Genomic DNA, 18,105 nt, shown 5'->3' on the forward strand with positions numbered 1-18,105 from the left:
AAATCCTTTTTGAATGAGGGATCCATGCTACCGGCTATCATGGCCCAGCGCCATCACGCCACTCCTTTGGCCCTGATCCGTGGTCAAAGTACGAGTAGGTCATCTTCGCCGTGGTATCGCAGACAGCCCTAGGTGTTCGGTCCCGGAATGAGATGGCGCGGATCAATTGTGAAACGGTCTGGATTTTGAGTCCAGGCCTCGCAGATCAACCACATTTGGCGTCTACGATGTCATGCAGGGCCACCAGTGAATGCAGGAATTTTCTCCCGCACCAGCCAACGACTGAGCAACCATGCACCCTGAACCACCCAGCCGTTTGAATTCAGAATGGAATATTGCCCGCCTCGTGTTCAGCTACGTCATGTTCCACCACTAGAGCAGTCTTCAGGTAAAGCCTCATAGGGAGCTTCTCGTCGTGCTCGAACACACTGTAGTTATTCGACCTAAAGTCTGTGACCTCCGTTCTTCGGTATCCACTTGCGATTAGCTCAGCTTGTGCATCGATGAGGGCCTGTGAGCCAAGTTTGTATTCCAACCGATAGCTTCCAAGGTCCCCGCTCATCTGGAGGGGCAAGCAATCGCCTTCGTGCTTGTGCCATGAACTTTCTTGTAGCTCTTCCAACTCAAAAAGCGCCAGCTCAAGAAGTTTTTTCAGGTGTGCAGCGGACTTGCCTTCCACGTTGATAGTTAACGAATGGATAACGCTCATGACGGGACCTCTGGGAACTGGGCCGTCCATGGTAATCGCTCCGGTAACGGCTACACCACTCGATTTCCAATCGGCGTAAGAGTGTACTCAAATGAGTACACCCATATGAAAACAATCCAGTGAATACAGAATTCTTCACGATTCCGCATTCAATAGAGTTGATTTTCATAATGAATACATACACACTCAAAACATCTAGAAGCTAATGAATACAAAAGGTACAGAAAATGGCAAATGTCGGTTACGTCAGGGTTTCATCGGTTGATCAGAACACCGCTCGCCAGTTGGACAGCGTGACTCTGGACCGGGTGTTTGAAGATAAGGTGTCGGGTGCGACGACAGATCGCCCTCAACTACAAGAGATGCTGAAATTCATCCGTGAGGGCGACACCGTTCACATCCACTCTATCGACAGGCTGGCCCGGTCACTGGAAGACTTGCTGAAGCTGGTGAAGGATTTGAATACTAGGAAGATCAGCGTCCACTTTCACAAGGAGCAATTGTTGTTCACAGGTGAAGCCAACCCCATGCAGGAGTTGATGCTGTCGCTGTTGGGTAGCGTTGCCCAGTTTGAACGAGCAATGATCAAGGAACGTCAGAGGGAGGGCATAGCCAAGGCTAAGGAAGCGGGCGCGTACAAAGGTCGTGTAAAGTCAGTTGATGACGCTGCAATCAGGGTTGCAATGCAAGCTGAGGGTGCATCGTTCCGCAAGGTGGCGAAGGCTTTGGATGTAAGTTTGAGTAGCGTGCAAAGAGCTATGAAAGCCTCACTGTCATAAGGATTTATGAGGGATGATTTGACTATGCACTCGGGTCAACCCAAGTGCACATGGTCATTTTTTCTGCTGCTTTACCATTTCAGCCAAAATCAGCTTCGGTAAAGTGAATAGCAAACCAATGCCTTTGAATAGTAGTTTTGGATTTTTGAAAAGCATTATGAAGAATATAATACCAACTACCAAAACTATCAGGACAGCCATTAACTGTAATCCCAATTGGTACTTTTGCAGGATGGGCATTGGATTTTCGCGCCGCTCAATAGGCCGGCGATGAAGTCTGCTTTGGATTGTGGGGACAGCCCTGCGGAAAGCGCTTTTTCTCGACCAATTTGACCGATTACCAAACCAACCATTTTTGCGTTAGATACTTCTTCTTGACACTTTTTGCAATTAAACATTTTATTTCCCTCAAACCCTGTCACGACTGTTTTTGAAATTTAGTCCCTTATACCTGGCACATTGATATCACTACGGATAGATTTGGTCAAGTGCTTATCAAATCATCATAGCAATTGACTACACCTTCAGCCAAGACCAAGAGGCTGAAACGAGCACCGATCAATACTAAGGGTTAAATCGCTCCATGCTGACGAACCAGCTTGGACGGGGCCAGGGGAAGGGGTGACACCGGGGGGACCGACTACATGACCTCAGAAAGGGCTAAAGGGGCAAATTGGAACCACCTTATCGGTATGACCAAATCAAAAAATAACCTTCATATTTTTTTGCATCCCAGAGGTTTCTTGTTGCGAAGTTATCCATACCAACTAATAATTTTGACACCCTTACATCTGTTCATACAGATCAGCTAATCTTGGAATTCCAAAATGAGCAAGTGGTTTATGGAGCGGAAATTTTCTAGAAATGCTAAGAATTTCTTGTTCGTTTCGATTTACCCACATATGAAGGCTTTTAGTAGATTTATCGTATCGGAATTTAAAAACTATTTTCGATGCCTTGAAGAATTGATTTAACTTCAAACGACCGTCTTCGGTGCGAAAACGTTCGACGACATCTTCGAACGTGGTTAATTTAACATCTGTCACACTCGAATTGAACTCGCTACTGAGCTTATCTACCAAGACAGTTTGATCAGCAATCGCTACCTCTAACCTTTCCAACATTTTGATTATAAGCATCGGAATTTTTCCATCATAGCCTTCAAGCGACCGTCCAGCATTTTCATATTTCTCTTTTAAACCAGCCAATATTTCAGACGCTTCGGCCAATTTACTTCCTGCCAGTTCCTGTAAACTTTCATCATCAGACAGAAAAGAGCTAAATTCGCCCCCAAAGTCGGCCATGCCGGTCCGACGCTCCGAGAGTTCAACCGGGTTCGTTTTAAGCTTTTGAACGGTCACGCCGCTAAAAGGTGCAGGCGGTGTCGGATCACTCCACTTTGTTTGCGGCTTTCCATTTGTCTCGTAGTCATAACGTATAATGCCGGGTGATACCCTCGACTGTATAACCTGCATGGCATGTAGAAGCATACCGAAGGCCAAATCGAATCTAAATCGTTGATCGCACTGCCCTTTCAACTCTTTCCGAGTGAAACAGTTAAAATAAGGATACATTACACCTTTCTGATTTTTCTGCTTTTCAAACATCATTGTTTCGCCACACTCGGCACATTTTATTACATGCCGAAAGATATTCGTACTCCCAACGGTTGTATTTCCATAATGCTTTCTATCTTGACGATTTCTCATCGAAACAACAGCTTCATTGAAAGCTGTTTGACTGATTATCCTTGGATAATACTCTTCGATATACTCAACAAATACTTTCTTCCCCTTCTCATCGCGTTTTTGCGACATCAACATGCCCAAGGGGTATTTGTTTTCTATCATCTGTGCGATTTGGCGACTAGTCCATTTTCTTTTAGAGCTTATATTAACCCGTCTCGTCGCGTTAGAAACGCCCATTGTTTTCAACAGTTCAAATATCAAGCGTATTTCTGATGCTTCATCTTCAGCAATTACAAATTGCTCAGTTATCACATCATAATGGAAGCCGTATGGTGGGTTATGAGCGTTGAATTTTTTCCCATTTTCAAACGCGGCCAACTTCGCTTTATTCCAAGCAGATTTTCGGCGCTTTGACTTGATCTCCGATTCTTCGTTCGCCCTTTTAGCGATCAAGCTAATCATGATCAAGTTTTCAAAATCACGATCCGGATTGTCATAAGAATAGCATTGCGAATCAGTCGTCGTATAAATCTTAACTCCCGCCCTTAGGATACTTTGCAGTAACTCCACGCCATCAAGCACCCGCTGACGAGTGATCCGATCAATTGATTCAACAACTAAGTAATCGCCACGTCGGATAACCCCCCGATCGATCCTAGCCAATATCTCTTTAAACTTCCCCTTGTTCGCATTATCTCCACGGAACGATGAAACGCCTTCATCAATGATCGTTTCAACAATATCTACGCCAGTGTCCTTTTCGAATGATTTCAATGGACTGGTTTGCCGATCCACCGAATCACCCGAGGATTGGACGGTAGAGGAATATCGAACGTATGCGTAGGCATTTGGCATGGGAGTAACTCGGATCTCAAATTTATGTGAGAATTATACGTCCTTTGGAGCGGATATCCGGTGTTTTTCGCACGGGTACTAGTCCCAGCACTCAAAACTACCTCGATCTAAAACGCACCGTTTTCCGGGCATCTAACAACCGGGAAACTCGGCTTTTAATAATGAGTTTATTTACCACACGTCGTGCATTTCGGTTTCGGTGGTTTGCTAGGAATCGGGTTACAAGCAAAATACTGTAAAGCACCGATCCAATTAGTCTTTATTTCATACCCCTCAAATATAGGTACTGAGATCTCTGCTGGGTTCCATTCCGGTCGAGAAACACTCTCGAAAATGCTTTTGGCTTCCTTGTATTGATTCCATTTGTGGAAGACATTTTTTCCATATTGAGCTTCTAGTAAAATATGAATAGCTGCAATCGCGTCAAGCAAATTCTTGAAATTTGCATTTTTCAGGCTTCCGCCTCGATTATGTTTCACTGAGTTGTACGCGTCATACCATTCAAGCGTCTGCGTCGGTAATTGATTGCTCCAGTTTTCAAATGGCTGGAAAATCTTTAAATTTGGATATTGACCTAATACCACCTTGTATTCATTCAGCTTGAGTATTGGCAAGCATTGGATGTAATCGGTTGTATTGTAGGTTTTCTTCTGTGGGTACCCGTTTTCCATCAATACCCTGAGCAAAAGATATTCGACCTCAGTACATGCCAAAATCAAAAGCTCACGTATCTTGTGCCCGTAAGATTCAAAATTTGTAACCGATGGTTCAACAACGTAGAGAAGTGAATCTAATGAATCCTGAATCGCTTGGTAGGCTCTAATTTCTTGGTAATAGCTATCCCCTACGTAATTAAACTGAAAATTTCCTCTGCTGATTCGTGAGAAGAAAAAACCGGGACTCACTACTTCAACCAAGTCGAGCACGTCAATGTTAATACGTTCGCAGAAGCTAAGCAGATAATAACCAATAGATTTTTCTGTTGGTTTTGAAACATCCCCGCCAGCAAATCTTTGATCATAATCACTTGTAGCCTGTCGGGTCCATTCCTTCCAATTTCGGCAATCGTATGTATAGAACTGACTATCTACATACAAATGAACTACGTCGCCTTCTTTTTGAAAGATTCCTAATAGGCCGTCCCGATTACGGAAAGCATAGCTTTGTAGCATCGTCGAATCCTTGAGCAATTTATCGTTAACCCAGTAACCAGATCACCGGAATTTCCTAGGCATCATCCATGCTCCACGAGGTTTAGCCAATGGGTCCAATAAGTGCGTAAAAACATGCCGTTTTCCGGGCGTCTCGCAACCGGGAAACCTGCTTTTAAATGTGTGAGAATTATACATCCTTTGGAGTCCGGCCATATCGTGATTTCCCGCGCCCGCGACCGGGTGCGCTTCCCGGCACGCTTCCAACTGGTGGCGGCGATGAATCCCTGCCCCTGTGGATATCTTGGCGACCCCAGTGGACGTTGCCGCTGCACCCCGGAACAGATCCAGCGCTACAGCAACAAACTCTCCGGCCCGCTGCTGGATCGCATCGACCTGCACCTGACCGTGGCCCGCGAAGCCACGGCGCTCAGCCCCAGCCAGCAAGACGGCGACAACACCGCGCAGGCCGCCGCCAGAGTCGCCGAAGCTCGACAACGTCAGCAACAGCGCCAGGGATGCGCCAACGCGTTTCTCGATTTACCGGCATTGCGCGTGCACTGCAAGTTATCCACAGGCGATGAAAAATGGCTGGAGACGGCGTGCGAACGACTGACGCTTTCTCTGCGGGCAGCCCATCGGCTGCTCAAGGTGGCGCGCACCTTGGCGGATCTGGAGCAGGAGGAAAACATAAGCCGGGAGCATCTGGCCGAAGCGTTGCAGTATCGACCAAGCTCCAGCTAGATAAATCTCTTCTATCCGCTCAGTTGGGAACGCCTGGATCAGAATCCAAGTTTCCAGCAATAACCATCTCTGCATAGACCTTCTGCTGGCCTATGCCCAAACACTTCTCCCACCAATCAGGGGGATTTGAAACGACCTCCCCCGTCACGTCTCGAATTATTTTGACCAGATCATATGATCGAAGCCCATCAACGTGTTCACTCAAACTACGGCTCGTGTTAGCCCACATGGGATCCAGTATAAAATCGATACCTTTCATACGCGCCAACTTAGCGGCAGGAACAAAATCAGAATCTCCAGCAACCAATATGACAACGTCCACCAACTTGTCGAGAGTGAGTGTTGTTATATCCATCCCAAGCTTCGTATCAACTGCTTTCTGCTGAACCTTGTAATGAAAATCGCCGTTCGTCAGTTCTGCCCATTGCCGTGCCCCCCTAAGCAGATCCTTCAGAGTATGGGCGTTAAGCTGCCATTCCCCGGTTTTAGCCAACTCTCCCAGACGCAACGCGGTCTTTCGGCTTGATCGCAGATGATCGTGCAGATCCCGCCGAAGCTGGTAAGGCGGATGGCTTTTGAAATTCAAATGATCTGCCGAGGTTTGTCCTTCCGATGCTATTGGCAGACGCACCTGATTTGACGGTGGCGGACAATCGTAATAGTAAACCCGGTACAGCTCTCGGGTTGCAGTTCGTGAGTCTTCAATATGAAGCCGAACGATTTTTCTGATAACTCGCGCTAATTGCTCCGCAGTAATAGAAAAATCTTTCCTAAAGTATTTTCGAATAAAAAACATGATTCTCTGGAAGAAGAATCCTCCGTCAATGAGGACGGCTGTTCGCTTCATTGGCTTTCTCCAGGCAAAAAAAAGCCCAGGACCGCTGGGCAGGTTCTAACTATTGCCTGCGCGCTGTACTGGGCTGTTGATCGAATAATATTCGCCTATGACGAAACAGTCAAACCAATGTCATATGCTGTTTCAAAACTCAGTGACAACAGGAATATCACGCGAACAAGGTCTGACCGACACACCACACCATCGGCCAACCCATCCCCTCCAGGTTATTCCTTGCTCAAATCCACCAACGGCGTGCCCCGCACCTCCGTCTTGCGCCCGTCCTGAATCTGCGTCACCCGCTGCACCGCCTTATCCACAGCCGCCTTGTCCGCCAGCAGGCTGTAGCTGATCTGGAACTGGCGTTTCTGCCCGGCCTCGATGGTCGGCACCAAGCCCAGCGGGCGCTGGTAATGGCGGTTATAGGAGAAGCTGGTTCCCGGCTCCAGCCCGGTGACATAACCCTGCCCCTGGGTATCGGTGTTTTTCCACAGGGAGAACACCGGCAACTGTTGGGTATTGAACCCGAGCGAAACCCCGAGACTGCCGGCCTTGTTGTGCAACACCGCCAAGGTGTCGCCCTTGGCATCGGCATACGGCACGACGTTGTAGACGGTCTCGTCATAGTCCTTGGTCGGCGCGCGATAGGTCTGCCAGTCCGGCAGGTCGCCCTTGGCCTTGTCGTTGAATGGCGAGACCTGCTTCACCGGCGCCACGAAGCGCGCGCCCTGCTCCAGGAACGGAGTGCTGAAGTTGCTGTGGTACAGCGCCTGGTATTCCTTCGGATAGTCGCCGTTGTTGGTCAGCGTGTCGTTGAGCGCAAAGCTCACGCTCCCAGGCACCGTCGACAGTTCGGTGACCACCGAGAAGTCGACTTTCTTGAACGCCTGCTCCTTCAGCTCGCCTTGCAAACGAATGGCATAAGGCGGCTTCTCATCGATATGCAACGTGACCTTGCTGGCCGGAATATTCGCCGCCCGCCCGTGCAAGGTGAGCAGTTCACCGTTATCGAGCCCCGGATGCCCGACCCACTCATAGCCGCAACGCACCACCAACTCGTTGAAGCCCTCCAGCCAGCCCAGGCCGCCACGGCCGTTGAGCTCGATAAAGGCCGGGTTGACCACTTCCTTGACCGGCGAGTCCCAGCCCAGGCGCACATTGCCCACGGACGCGTGCAGGACGTTCATGCCCCGCGTCGGGACCACCGAGAGTTTCATCGTGCCGTTGTCGATATCGACGATGCTGACCCCTTCCTGGCGGCCGCCATGCAAGGTGCGCATCGTCACGGAAAAAGGTTTGTCGGTCTTGATCCCCAGTTGTTGGCTGGTGATCTGCCGGTTCTGCGCGGGCGTGTCGCTGTCGAGCAGCACGTAGTCCCAGGCCATGGCGTGGGAAGCAGCGGTCAGGGCGGTGACACCGAAGAGCAAGCGGAGGGAAGTCATGGGCTGTCCTTATTGGAATTGTCCGACTTTTATAGCGCTGATGAAACGATTCAGCAAGTCAGCCAGACAAATTTGCTAACACGATGACCGCGTAGCGTGATCGAGCGTCAGCCATGAGATCAAATCGCCATATCGATGACTATTAAGGCGATTTTTAATCGTTTTTTTTAAAAATCTTAATTTTTAATCGTTTTTGAACGTGAATAATCGTTTTTACACTCACCTGCCAAATTTTAACTCCGATCAAAAAACGCTCAACCATGATTGCATTAATCGTTTTTTTGGCCAACCGATCAAGGTAAAGCCGAGCCAGCTTCCTGATAGAGCATGAACAGGATCAAGAGGACCGGATTCGACGTTTCGCCGCTGTGATGGAGAATGAATGCGGTGTACATGACAACCCTTTCGACCCAGGCACACTTGAAGTACTGCAACGCGAAATTCTCGGCAAGTCAGCCTTGCGTTACGGTATTCGTCGCTCTCCCGTCTATGTCGGCCATACAGCACGTTACCAACCCGTCGTCGACTACATCGCCCCCCACTGGGATCACACTCGCCCAATGCTTGCAGGGCTGAGCAGCTTCCTGCAGAAAAGCCGGGGCAAATCATCCATAGTCAGGGCAGCCGTCGCTTGCTTCGGGTTTGTCTATGTCCATCCCATGGCGGATGGTAATGGACGCATCTCAAGGTTCCTGATCAACGATGTCTTACGCCGCGACAGTGTACTGGCCGCCCCTCTTATCCTGCCGGTCTCGGCCAGTATCACCCATAGCGCACAGAACAAGGCCGCATATGATCGAGTACTGGAAAGCTTCTCACGACCGCTGATGCGCCGGTACACCGAACACACACGCTTCGGCGAAACGCTTCAGGCCGAGGACGGCGTGCACTACAACCTTCACTTCAGCGCCTATGATGAGGCGCTGCCAGCATGGCGCTACCCGGACCTGACCCGGCACACGCTCTACCTGGCCGGAGTCATCGACGACACCCTCTCTCAGGAGATGCGCCTGGAAGCCCGCTTCTTACAGGCCAATGACAACGCTCGGCATGCGATAAAGCAATTCATGGAAGCTCCGGACAACGAACTCGACCAGATCATCCGGGCAGTGCGTCAGAACGGAGGGAGCCTTTCGAATAAGCTGATCAAGCGTTACCCGCTATTTATCGAAAGGCCGGACTTGGGCGAGCGTATTGCCCGAGCAGTGGAACAGGCCTTTGTCGATACACCAGCAACGCTGAACTGAGCCGCACCGTCCTCAGCGAAACTGATCCACTTCCTGGCGCAGCTCCGTAGCCAGGGTCTCCAGCTCCCGGGCCGTGAGCGCCAGGTTGGAGACGACTTCGCGCTGCTCGCTATTGGCCAGGGCAATACCCTGCAGGTTGCCGCTGAGCTGGGTCGCGGTGTTGCTCTGCTCCTGCGTTGCGCTGGTGATGACGGCGAACTGCTGCCCGGCCGACCGGCTCTGCTCGTCGATCTGCGCCAGGGCCGACGCCACATTGGCATTGCGTGACAGGCCTTCCTGCATCAGCCGATTGCCCTCTTCCATGGTGCTGATGGCGTGGCCGGTCTGTTGCTGGATGCTCTGGATCATTCCGGAAATCTGGTCGGTGGCTTCACGGGTACGCCCCGCCAGGCTGCGCACCTCATCGGCCACCACGGCAAAGCCGCGACCTTGCTCGCCGGCGCGGGCCGCTTCGATAGCCGCGTTCAGCGCCAGCAGGTTGGTCTGGTCGGCAATCGAGGTGATCACCCCGACAATCCCGCCGATCTCCTCGGAACGTTGCCCCAGGGCGTTGATCACCTCTGCCGTGCCACCGAGGGAGCCGGCGATCTGCTCCAGGGAGGCCGAAGCCTCCTCCATGGCGGTGCGACCGATTCGTGTCTGCCGGGCATTTTCCTGGGCCAGCCGTTCGGTATTGCCCATGTTGTCGGCGATATTCAGCGAGGTGGCACTGAACTGCTCCACGGCACCGGCCATGCTGCTGATCTCGCCGGATTGCTGCTCGATCCCTTCATAGGCTCCGCCAGACAAACCGGTGAGCACATGGGCACGTGCGCTGACCTCGGCAGCCGCCTTGCGGATGTGCTCGACCATCGAGGACAGCGCCTGCCCCATCTGGTTGAAACTCTCGGCCAACTGGCCGATCTCGTCATGGCTGGACACGTTCAACCGTACACTCAAATCCCCCGCCCCCAGGGCTTGCGCCTGGCGTACCAGGTCGCCCAGGGGCCGCAACTTGCTGCGCAGCAGCCAGATCGCCGCGCCGACCGCCAGCAGCATCGCCAGCAGGCTGCCGATCACCAGTTGAATGCCGACGCTCCAGGTCACGGCGCGGATCTCGGCCTTGGGCATGCTCGCCACCACGGTCCACGGCCCGCCGTCAAAGGTCGCCGCGACGCTGTAGAAGTCCTCGTTCTTGTCACTCCAGAAGCGCCCGTGGCCCGGTTGCCGGACCAGATCGACAATCACCGGGATCGCCTGTGCAGGGTCCGTCACCCCGGCTGGCGGCACCAGCCAATGCTTCTGCTCATCGAGCAAGGCCAGGGAGCCGGCCGTGCCGATACGGAAGCGCTTGAGGTTGTCGAACTGGGCATTCTGCGCATCGGTGTAGTCGAAACCGACGAACAGCACCGCGATCACCTTGCCGCCGGCATCGCGTACCGGTGTGTACTGGGTCATGTAGGATCGGTCGAACAGCAGCGCCCGCCCGACGTACGCCTGGCCCGCCAGCAAACGCTGGTAGGCCGGATGCTGGTGATCGAGCAAGGTGCCGATGGCGCGACTGCCGTCCTGCTTGGTCAGGGAAGTGCTGACCCGGACGAAGTCCTCTCCACTGCGCACGAACAGGGTCGCGACACCCGCGGACATCTGTTTGAACGCATCCACCTCGGTAAAGTTGTTGTTCAGCAGTTCATTGCCCAGGTACAAGCCCGGAGCTTGCACGCTGCCCACGGCGATCATTTGCTCGGGGCGCACGCTCATGCCACTGCTGAAACGCTTTTCGAACAACCCACTCAGGCGCTGGGTACTGTCGCGCAGGGTGCTGTGGAAAGTGTTCAGTTGATCAGCGAGCAAACGCGCTTCACTGGCCAGGTGCTCTTCACGGGTGTCGAGGTTGGCGGAATCCAGCGAACGCAGGGCAAACACGGTGCTGCCACTGATCACCAACGCCAGGATAACGGCGAGCGCCAGCCCCAGTTGCGAGGCGATTCGAGCACGGGGTCGAGACATGGTACGGCTCCTGACCGGGCGGCGAATCCTGTGGAGACTGTCAGACCGCGCGGAAACATTTCCAATGAACAAAGTATGAGCAAACCGTTTTTTGACGCCGGTTCCCTGTCGGTAGATTCGGCGGCGCCGACGAATACTTGAGTCATTTGGGCGGATATCAGTGGCCCCCCAAAAACAGCGTATCAGCCCAGACGCTCGACTTCGGGCAAGACCATGGCCGCGACCTCACCCTGGAGGAAATCACTGAGCCGCCGCAGACGCTCCCCGCCCGGTCGGGTTTTCGGCCAGACCAGGTAATATTTCTCACCGCTGTCGACGGCGGTCGGCCACGGCAAACTCAAACGCCCCTGGGCCACATCCTCGGCCACCATCAGCAAGTCGCCCATGGAAACCCCATAACCCCGCGCAGCGGCAATCATCCCCAGCTCCAGGGTATCGAACAGTTGGCCGCCCTTGAGGGAGACCCGTTCGGACAGCCCCATGCGCCCCAGCCAACTGCGCCAGTCGCGCCGATCGGGCGTCGGGTGCAGCAGCTCGACGCTGGCCAGACGCTCGGCATCCCAAGGCTGCTCATTGAGCAGCGTAGGTGCTCCCACCGGAATCAACCACTCGGAAAACAGGTAGCTGGCCTCCCAGTCGGGCGGGAAATGGCCGTTGCTGAGCAGCACCGCACAATCGAACGGCTCCTGGTTGAAGTCCACGCTGTCCACATCCATCCAGGCGCTGGTGAGCTGCACCTCATTGCCTTGCTGCAAATGTCGGAAGCGGCTCAGCCGCGCCAGCAGCCAACGCATGGTCAGGGTCGAAGGAGCCTTCATGCGCAGGATATCGTCTTCGGCGCGCAAGGTATTGCAGGCCCGCTCCAGGGCGCCGAAGCCCTCGCGGATACCCGGCAGCAGCAAACGCGCGGATTCGGTCAGTTGCAGATTGCGCCCGTTGCGCTGGAACAGCCGGCAGGCGAAGTGTTCTTCGAGCGTACGAATATGTCGGCTGACCGCACTCTGGGTAATCGACAGTTCCTCCGCCGCCCGGGTAAACGAGCTATGGCGTGCCGCCGCTTCGAAAGCGCGCAAGGCATACAGGGGAGGCAGACGACGGGACATGGGAAGCGCTCCGATAACGCAATGCGCCAACCCTAGCAGAAAGCGCCTTGCATGAGTTTTTATCATGTGAGCAATCGGTTTTATCCCTTTGTGCAAATGCCCGGGAACCCTGAGAATCAACGGTCCTCACTGCCTTGCACCTGTCGAGCCTGATGATCATGAAGCATTCAGCACGCACCGAACTCTGGGCCATCCTGCGGCTGTCCGGGCCGCTGATCGCCTCGCAGTTGGCGCATATGCTGATGGTGCTGACCGACACCCTGATGATGGCCCGGCTCAGCCCCGAGGCCCTGGCCGGCGGCGGCCTGGGGGCGGCGAGTTATTCGTTCGTGTCGATTTTCTGCATTGGCGTGATCGCGGCGGTCGGCACCCTGGTCTCCATTCGCCAGGGCGCCGGCGATATCGAAGGCGCCACCCGCCTGACCCAGGCCGGGCTCTGGCTGGCCTGGGCAATGGCCCTGCTCGCCGGCCTGCTGCTGTGGAACCTCAAGCCGGTGCTGCTGATGTTCGGCCAGACGCCGAGCAACGTGCACGCCGCCACGCAGTTCCTGACCGTGCTGCCGTTCGCCCTGCCCGGCTACCTGAGCTTCATGGCCCTGCGTGGTTTCACCAGCGCCCTGGGCCGCGCCACCCCGGTGATGGTGATCAGCCTGTGCGGGACCCTGGCCAACTTTGCCCTCAACTACGCCCTGATCACCGGGATGTTCGGCCTGCCCAAGCTGGGCCTGGTGGGGATCGGCCTGGTCACCGCGCTGGTCGCCAGCTGCATGGCCCTGGCGCTGGCCTGGCATATCAAACGGCATCCGGCGTACCGCAACTACCCTTTGCTGCGGGGCCTGTCGCGACCCAACTGGCAGTATCTGCGCGAGCTCTGGCGCCTGGGCCTGCCGATTGGCGGCACCTATGCCGTGGAAGTCGGCTTGTTCGCCTTTGCCGCGCTGTGCATGGGCACCATGGGCAGCACGCAACTGGCGGCGCACCAAATCGCCCTGCAGATCGTTTCGGCGGCGTTTATGGTACCGGCGGGGATTTCCTACGCCATCACCCTGCGCATCGGCCTGCACTATGGCGCCGGGCAATTGCTCGACGCGCGCCTGGCCGGCCGGGTCGGTATCGCCTTCGGCGCGGCCGCCATGCTGGCCTTTGCCGCGCTGTTCTGGCTGGCACCGAATCAATTGGTCGGGCTGTTCCTGGATCGCAACGACCCGGCGTTCCAACCGGTCATCGAACTGGCCGTCAGGCTGCTGGCGGTGGCCGCCTGGTTCGAGCTGTTCGACGGCACCCAGACCATTGCCATGGGCGCGATCCGGGGCCTGAAAGACGCCAAGACCACCTTCCTCGTCGGTCTTGCCTGCTACTGGCTGATCGGCGCTCCGGCGGCGTGGCTGCTGGCGTTCGACTTCAACGGCGGACCGACCGGTGTCTGGTGGGGCCTGGCGCTGGGCCTGGCCTGCTCGGCGGTGAGCCTGACACTGGCGTTTGAATGGCGGATGAAGCGGATGCTCGGACGCCATACGGCGCAAAGCCCACAGCCTGGCGTCATGGATGCAGCCTGAGTCGACAGGCTACCTCCAGCGGCGTCAAACCACTTCCTGCACCGCCGGCTGGGCGGCGTCAAAGGTCAGGTATTCCACCAGTTCAGCCAGCGGCAACGGCTTGCTGATCAGGTAACCCTGGACCTGGTCGCAGCCGAACTCACGCAGCAAAGCCAGTTGCCCTGGCGTTTCCACCCCTTCGGCCACCACTTCCAGATGAAGGTTGTGGGCCAGGTTGACCATGGCATGCACCAACTTGCGGTTTTCTTCGCGCTGCTCCATGCCGCCGACAAAACTCATGTCCACCTTGAGCAAGGCAATCGGCAGGCTGTTGAGGTGCACGAAGGAGGAAAACCCGGTGCCGAAGTCGTCCAGGGAAAAACGCACCCCCAGCCGCCTCAGGGCATCCATGGTCTGCTTGACCAGGTCGCTGCGGCGCATCACCGCGGTTTCGGTGAGTTCAAATTCCAGCCATTGCGCCTCGACACCGCGCTCGTTAATCAGCCGGCTCAAGGTCGGCAGCAACTGGCTGTCCTGGAACTGTCGGAACGACAGGTTGACCGCCATGTGCAACGGCGCCAGGCCGCGCTCGCGCAGGGCCTGCATATCCCGCAGCGCCCGGGAAATCACCCAGTAGCCCAACGGCACGATCAGGCCGCTTTGTTCGGCCAGGGGCACGAACTCGCTGGGCGGCAACAACCCGCGCTCGCCATGGCGCCAGCGTACCAGGGCTTCGAGCCCGACGATCTTGCCGCTGCCCAGATCGAGGCGCGGCTGGTAGTGCAATTCCAGTTCATCGCGGCGCAGGGCCCGGCGCAGTTCGCTTTCCAGGTCGGCGAGGCTGCGGGCGTTGCGATTGATCCGTTCATTGAAGATATGAAAGGTGCAGCCCTGGGTGCTCTTGGCCTGCTGCATGGCGATATGCGCATGCCACATCAACGGGTCGGCCCCGGCGTTGGCACGGGTATGGGCGATGCCCAGGCTGCAGCCGATCAGCAGGCTCTCGCCGTCGACCCAGTAAGGTTCGGCCATGGCCTCGACAATCCGTTCGGCCACCCTCCCGGCCCGTTGGGGCGCGCGACGGGTGTCGATCAGCAGGGCGAATTCATCGCTGCCCAGGCGCGCCAGCTGGTCACCGGCCTCGAGCTGGCTCTTGAGCCGCGCGACCACCTGCAGGATGAGCCGGTCGCCGGCCTGGTGACCCAGGGCGTCGTTGGCATGGCGGAAATTGTCCAGGTCTAGGTGCCCGAGGGCCAGGCCGCGCCCTTCGTTCTCGGCCAACCGCGCCGCCAGTAGGGTCTGGAACCCCTGGCGATTGGCGATACCGGTCAGCGGATCCTGCTCGGCCAGGCGTTGCAAAGTGTTTTCCAGCACGCCCCGTTCCCGCACATGACGCAGGCAGCGGCGCAAGGTCGGCGCATCGAGGCCCTGGCGAACCAGCCAGTCACTGACGCCCAACGGCGCGATCAAGGGTTCTTCGTCCAGCAACAGGATGGTCGGCAGGTGGCAGCGTCCCGGCGCCGGCTGCAGGTTCGGCACCGTCAACAACAGCGCCGTGCGGTCAGCCTCGAACAGGCGGCTGACCACCTCCCAGGACGGCGCATGGATCAGCACGGCCGAATCTCCCAACGGAGCCAGACACTCGCGCAACAAGGCAGCCCACTCCGGCTCATCGGCCAGTAGCAGCAAACGCAAGGGTTCCACAGGCGTAGACAAGCTGACTCCCTAGACTCTGCAAATAACGTTGACGATCAACATTGCGACACGCTTCGGGGCGACTTTAAATACGAGTGATTATCAAGTGCTTCGTTGTGTAACACAAAGGTGAACAATAGCTGTAATTCCGCCGCGCATCCTGCGTGAAAGTAACAAAACCGGCAAATTTAGATAGCGCGGCACGTCACAGTGTCGGAGAGTCGCGGCAGAATCCCTCCAGCCTGTTAAAATGCCCGCCCTTTTCGCAACAGACTCCTGACTCCGTCATGTCCCGACTCAATCCCCGGCAGCAAGAAGCCGTGAACTACGTCGGCGGCCCTCTTTTGGTGCTCGCCGGCGCCGGCTCCGGCAAGACCAGCGTGATCACCCGCAAGATCGCCCATCTGATCCAGAACTGCGGCATCCGCGCCCAGTACATCGTCGCCATGACCTTCACCAACAAGGCCGCGCGGGAAATGAAGGAACGCGTCGGCACCCTGCTCAAGGGCGGCGAAGGCCGTGGCCTGACGGTGTCGACCTTTCACAACCTGGGGCTGAACATCATCCGCAAGGAGCATGCGCGGCTGGGCTACAAGCCGGGTTTCTCGATCTTCGACGAGGCCGACGTCAAGGCCCTGATGACCGACATCATGCAGAAGGAATACTCGGGCGACGACGGCGTCGACGAGATCAAGAACATGATTGGCTCCTGGAAAAACGACCTGATCCTGCCGCCCCAGGCCCTGGAGAATGCACGCAATCCCAAGGAACAGACCGCCGCCATCGTCTACACCCACTACCAACGCACGCTCAAGGCGTTCAACGCGGTGGACTTCGACGACCTGATCCTGCTGCCGGTGAAGCTGTTCGAGGAACATGCCGACATCCTCGAAAAGTGGCAGAACAAGGTCCGCTACCTGCTGGTGGATGAATACCAGGACACCAACGCCAGCCAGTACCTGCTGGTGAAAATGCTCATCGGCACACGCAACCAGTTCACCGTGGTCGGCGACGACGACCAGTCGATCTATGCCTGGCGCGGCGCACGGCCGGAAAACCTGATGCTGCTCAAGGACGACTACCCGTCCCTGAAAGTGGTGATGCTGGAGCAGAACTACCGCTCCACCAGCCGTATCCTGCGCTGCGCCAACGTGCTGATCTCGAACAACCCCCACGAATTCGAAAAGCAGTTGTGGAGCGAAATGGGCCACGGCGACGAGATCCGCGTGATCCGTTGCCGCAACGAGGACGCCGAGGCCGAACGCGTGGCCATGGAAATCCTCAGTCTGCACCTGCGCACCGACCGGCCCTATAGCGATTTCGCCATCCTCTACCGGGGCAACTACCAGGCCAAGCTGATCGAGCTGAAGCTGCAACACCACCAGATTCCCTATCGCCTGTCGGGGGGCAACAGCTTTTTCGGCCGCCAGGAAGTCAAGGACCTGATGGCCTACTTCCGCCTGATCGTGAACCCGGACGACGACAACGCCTTCCTGCGGGTGATCAACGTCCCACGCCGGGAGATCGGTTCGACCACCCTGGAAAAACTCGGCAACTACGCCACCGAACGCAAGATCTCGATGTACGCCGCCACCGACGAAATCGGCCTGGGCGAACACCTGGACAGCCGCTTCACCGACCGCCTGGCGCGCTTCAAGCGCTTTATGGACCGGGTGCGCGAGCAGTGCGCCGGCGAAGACCCGATTGCCGCCCTGCGCAGCATGGTCATGGACATCGACTACGAGAACTGGCTGCGCACCAACAGCTCCAGCGACAAGGCCGCGGACTACCGGATGGGCAACGTCTGGTTCCTGATCGAAGCGCTGAAGAACACCCTGGAAAAAGACGAAGACGGCGATATGACCGTCGAGGATGCCATCGGCAAGCTGGTACTGCGGGACATGCTCGAGCGCCAGCAGGAAGAAGAGGACGGCGCCGAGGGCGTGCAGATGATGACCCTGCATGCATCCAAGGGGCTGGAATTCCCCTACGTGTTCATCATGGGCATGGAGGAGGAAATTCTCCCACATCGCTCCAGCATCGAAGCCGACACCATCGAGGAAGAACGGCGCCTGGCCTACGTCGGCATTACCCGTGCCCGTCAGACCCTGGCCTTCACCTTTGCCGCCAAGCGCAAGCAGTACGGCGAGGTCATCGACTGCGCGCCGAGCCGTTTTCTCGATGAGTTGCCGCCGGACGACCTGGCCTGGGAAGGCAACGACGACACGCCGACCGAAGTGAAAGCCGTACGCGGCAATTCGGCGTTGGCGGATATACGCGCGATGTTAAAGCGCTAGAATTGAGCATTTTTTAATCTATCTTCAGCGCAAAAG

At 55.9% G+C, this 18,105-nt stretch carries 12 protein-coding genes and 1 pseudogene; 5 read left to right on the forward strand and 8 right to left on the reverse strand.

The genetic code is table 11. From position 1 onward, the window contains the following. Positions 1 to 322: 322 nt before the first annotated feature. Positions 323 to 709: a hypothetical protein gene (locus tag M5C01_RS08895; protein ID WP_152736690.1), complete on the reverse strand. Its 387-nt coding sequence runs from the start codon at positions 707 to 709 to the stop codon at positions 323 to 325. A gap of 227 nt (positions 710 to 936) precedes the next feature. On the opposite strand from M5C01_RS08895, the gene M5C01_RS08900 reads away from it, so the two are divergent. Next, the gene (locus M5C01_RS08900; RefSeq protein WP_152736689.1) at positions 937 to 1,488 is read left to right on the forward strand and encodes a recombinase family protein; all 552 of its coding nucleotides are present in this window, start codon (positions 937 to 939) and stop codon (positions 1,486 to 1,488) included. 785 nt (positions 1,489 to 2,273) lie between these two features. Here M5C01_RS08900 and M5C01_RS08905 read toward each other — a convergent pair. After that, positions 2,274 to 4,031, reverse strand: coding sequence for a recombinase family protein (locus tag M5C01_RS08905; protein ID WP_152736688.1), 1,758 nt, complete (start codon positions 4,029 to 4,031; stop codon positions 2,274 to 2,276). Between the two features lie 167 nt (positions 4,032 to 4,198). Further along, positions 4,199 to 5,203 carry a hypothetical protein gene (locus tag M5C01_RS08910; protein ID WP_152736687.1) on the reverse strand — a complete coding sequence of 335 codons (1,005 nt, stop codon included), beginning with the start codon at positions 5,201 to 5,203 and terminating at the stop codon, positions 4,199 to 4,201. A gap of 177 nt (positions 5,204 to 5,380) precedes the next feature. On the opposite strand from M5C01_RS08910, the pseudogene M5C01_RS08915 reads away from it, so the two are divergent. Continuing rightward, positions 5,381 to 5,926, forward strand: a pseudogene (locus M5C01_RS08915) (ATP-binding protein); the annotation flags it as partial. A 19-nt stretch (positions 5,927 to 5,945) separates the two neighbouring features. Here M5C01_RS08915 and M5C01_RS08920 read toward each other — a convergent pair. Then, positions 5,946 to 6,773 (reverse strand): NYN domain-containing protein, encoded by an 828-nt coding sequence (locus tag M5C01_RS08920; protein ID WP_152736685.1) that lies wholly within the window; start codon positions 6,771 to 6,773, stop codon positions 5,946 to 5,948. Positions 6,774 to 6,988: 215 nt separating this feature from the next. Then, the gene (locus M5C01_RS08925; protein WP_152736684.1) at positions 6,989 to 8,203 is read right to left on the reverse strand and encodes an aldose 1-epimerase family protein; all 1,215 of its coding nucleotides are present in this window, start codon (positions 8,201 to 8,203) and stop codon (positions 6,989 to 6,991) included. Positions 8,204 to 8,574: 371 nt separating this feature from the next. On the opposite strand from M5C01_RS08925, the gene M5C01_RS08930 reads away from it, so the two are divergent. Beyond that, entirely contained in the window at positions 8,575 to 9,450 is an 876-nt protein-coding gene (locus M5C01_RS08930) for a Fic family protein (protein WP_248764304.1), read from the forward strand. 12 nt (positions 9,451 to 9,462) lie between these two features. Here the strand turns inward: M5C01_RS08930 and M5C01_RS08935 are convergent, their stop codons facing one another. Further along, positions 9,463 to 11,439, reverse strand: a complete 1,977-nt coding sequence (locus tag M5C01_RS08935) for a methyl-accepting chemotaxis protein (protein WP_152736683.1) — start codon at positions 11,437 to 11,439, stop codon at positions 9,463 to 9,465. A 182-nt stretch (positions 11,440 to 11,621) separates the two neighbouring features. Then, the gene (locus M5C01_RS08940; RefSeq protein WP_152736682.1) at positions 11,622 to 12,542 is read right to left on the reverse strand and encodes a LysR substrate-binding domain-containing protein; all 921 of its coding nucleotides are present in this window, start codon (positions 12,540 to 12,542) and stop codon (positions 11,622 to 11,624) included. A 152-nt stretch (positions 12,543 to 12,694) separates the two neighbouring features. On the opposite strand from M5C01_RS08940, the gene M5C01_RS08945 reads away from it, so the two are divergent. Further along, positions 12,695 to 14,098, forward strand: a complete 1,404-nt coding sequence (locus M5C01_RS08945) for a NorM family multidrug efflux MATE transporter (RefSeq protein WP_152736681.1) — start codon at positions 12,695 to 12,697, stop codon at positions 14,096 to 14,098. A 24-nt stretch (positions 14,099 to 14,122) separates the two neighbouring features. On the opposite strand, the gene M5C01_RS08950 is transcribed toward M5C01_RS08945, so the two are convergent. Then, positions 14,123 to 15,793 carry a bifunctional diguanylate cyclase/phosphodiesterase gene (locus M5C01_RS08950; protein ID WP_152736680.1) on the reverse strand — a complete coding sequence of 557 codons (1,671 nt, stop codon included), beginning with the start codon at positions 15,791 to 15,793 and terminating at the stop codon, positions 14,123 to 14,125. A gap of 266 nt (positions 15,794 to 16,059) precedes the next feature. On the opposite strand from M5C01_RS08950, the gene rep reads away from it, so the two are divergent. Continuing rightward, the gene (gene rep, locus M5C01_RS08955; RefSeq protein ID WP_100942151.1) at positions 16,060 to 18,069 is read left to right on the forward strand and encodes a DNA helicase Rep; all 2,010 of its coding nucleotides are present in this window, start codon (positions 16,060 to 16,062) and stop codon (positions 18,067 to 18,069) included. Positions 18,070 to 18,105: the final 36 nt, after the last annotated feature.

The sequence above is a fragment of the Pseudomonas sp. MWU12-2319 genome, assembly GCF_023242525.1.
Lineage (GTDB): Bacteria > Pseudomonadota > Gammaproteobacteria > Pseudomonadales > Pseudomonadaceae > Aquipseudomonas > Aquipseudomonas gingeri_D.

Excerpts from the sequence above, each read along its gene's own strand:
- M5C01_RS08895 (WP_152736690.1), bottom strand. The coding sequence starts at position 709 with ATGAGCGTTATCCATTCGTTAACTATCAACGTGGAAGGCAAGTCCGCT.
- M5C01_RS08900 (WP_152736689.1), top strand. The coding sequence starts at position 937 with ATGGCAAATGTCGGTTACGTCAGGGTTTCATCGGTTGATCAGAACACC.
- M5C01_RS08905 (WP_152736688.1), bottom strand. The coding sequence starts at position 4,031 with ATGCCAAATGCCTACGCATACGTTCGATATTCCTCTACCGTCCAATCC.
- M5C01_RS08910 (WP_152736687.1), bottom strand. The coding sequence starts at position 5,203 with ATGCTACAAAGCTATGCTTTCCGTAATCGGGACGGCCTATTAGGAATC.
- M5C01_RS08920 (WP_152736685.1), bottom strand. The coding sequence starts at position 6,773 with ATGAAGCGAACAGCCGTCCTCATTGACGGAGGATTCTTCTTCCAGAGA.
- M5C01_RS08925 (WP_152736684.1), bottom strand. The coding sequence starts at position 8,203 with ATGACTTCCCTCCGCTTGCTCTTCGGTGTCACCGCCCTGACCGCTGCT.
- M5C01_RS08930 (WP_248764304.1), top strand. The coding sequence starts at position 8,575 with ATGGAGAATGAATGCGGTGTACATGACAACCCTTTCGACCCAGGCACA.
- M5C01_RS08935 (WP_152736683.1), bottom strand. The coding sequence starts at position 11,439 with ATGTCTCGACCCCGTGCTCGAATCGCCTCGCAACTGGGGCTGGCGCTC.
- M5C01_RS08940 (WP_152736682.1), bottom strand. The coding sequence starts at position 12,542 with ATGTCCCGTCGTCTGCCTCCCCTGTATGCCTTGCGCGCTTTCGAAGCG.
- M5C01_RS08945 (WP_152736681.1), top strand. The coding sequence starts at position 12,695 with ATGATCATGAAGCATTCAGCACGCACCGAACTCTGGGCCATCCTGCGG.
- rep (WP_100942151.1), top strand. The coding sequence starts at position 16,060 with ATGTCCCGACTCAATCCCCGGCAGCAAGAAGCCGTGAACTACGTCGGC.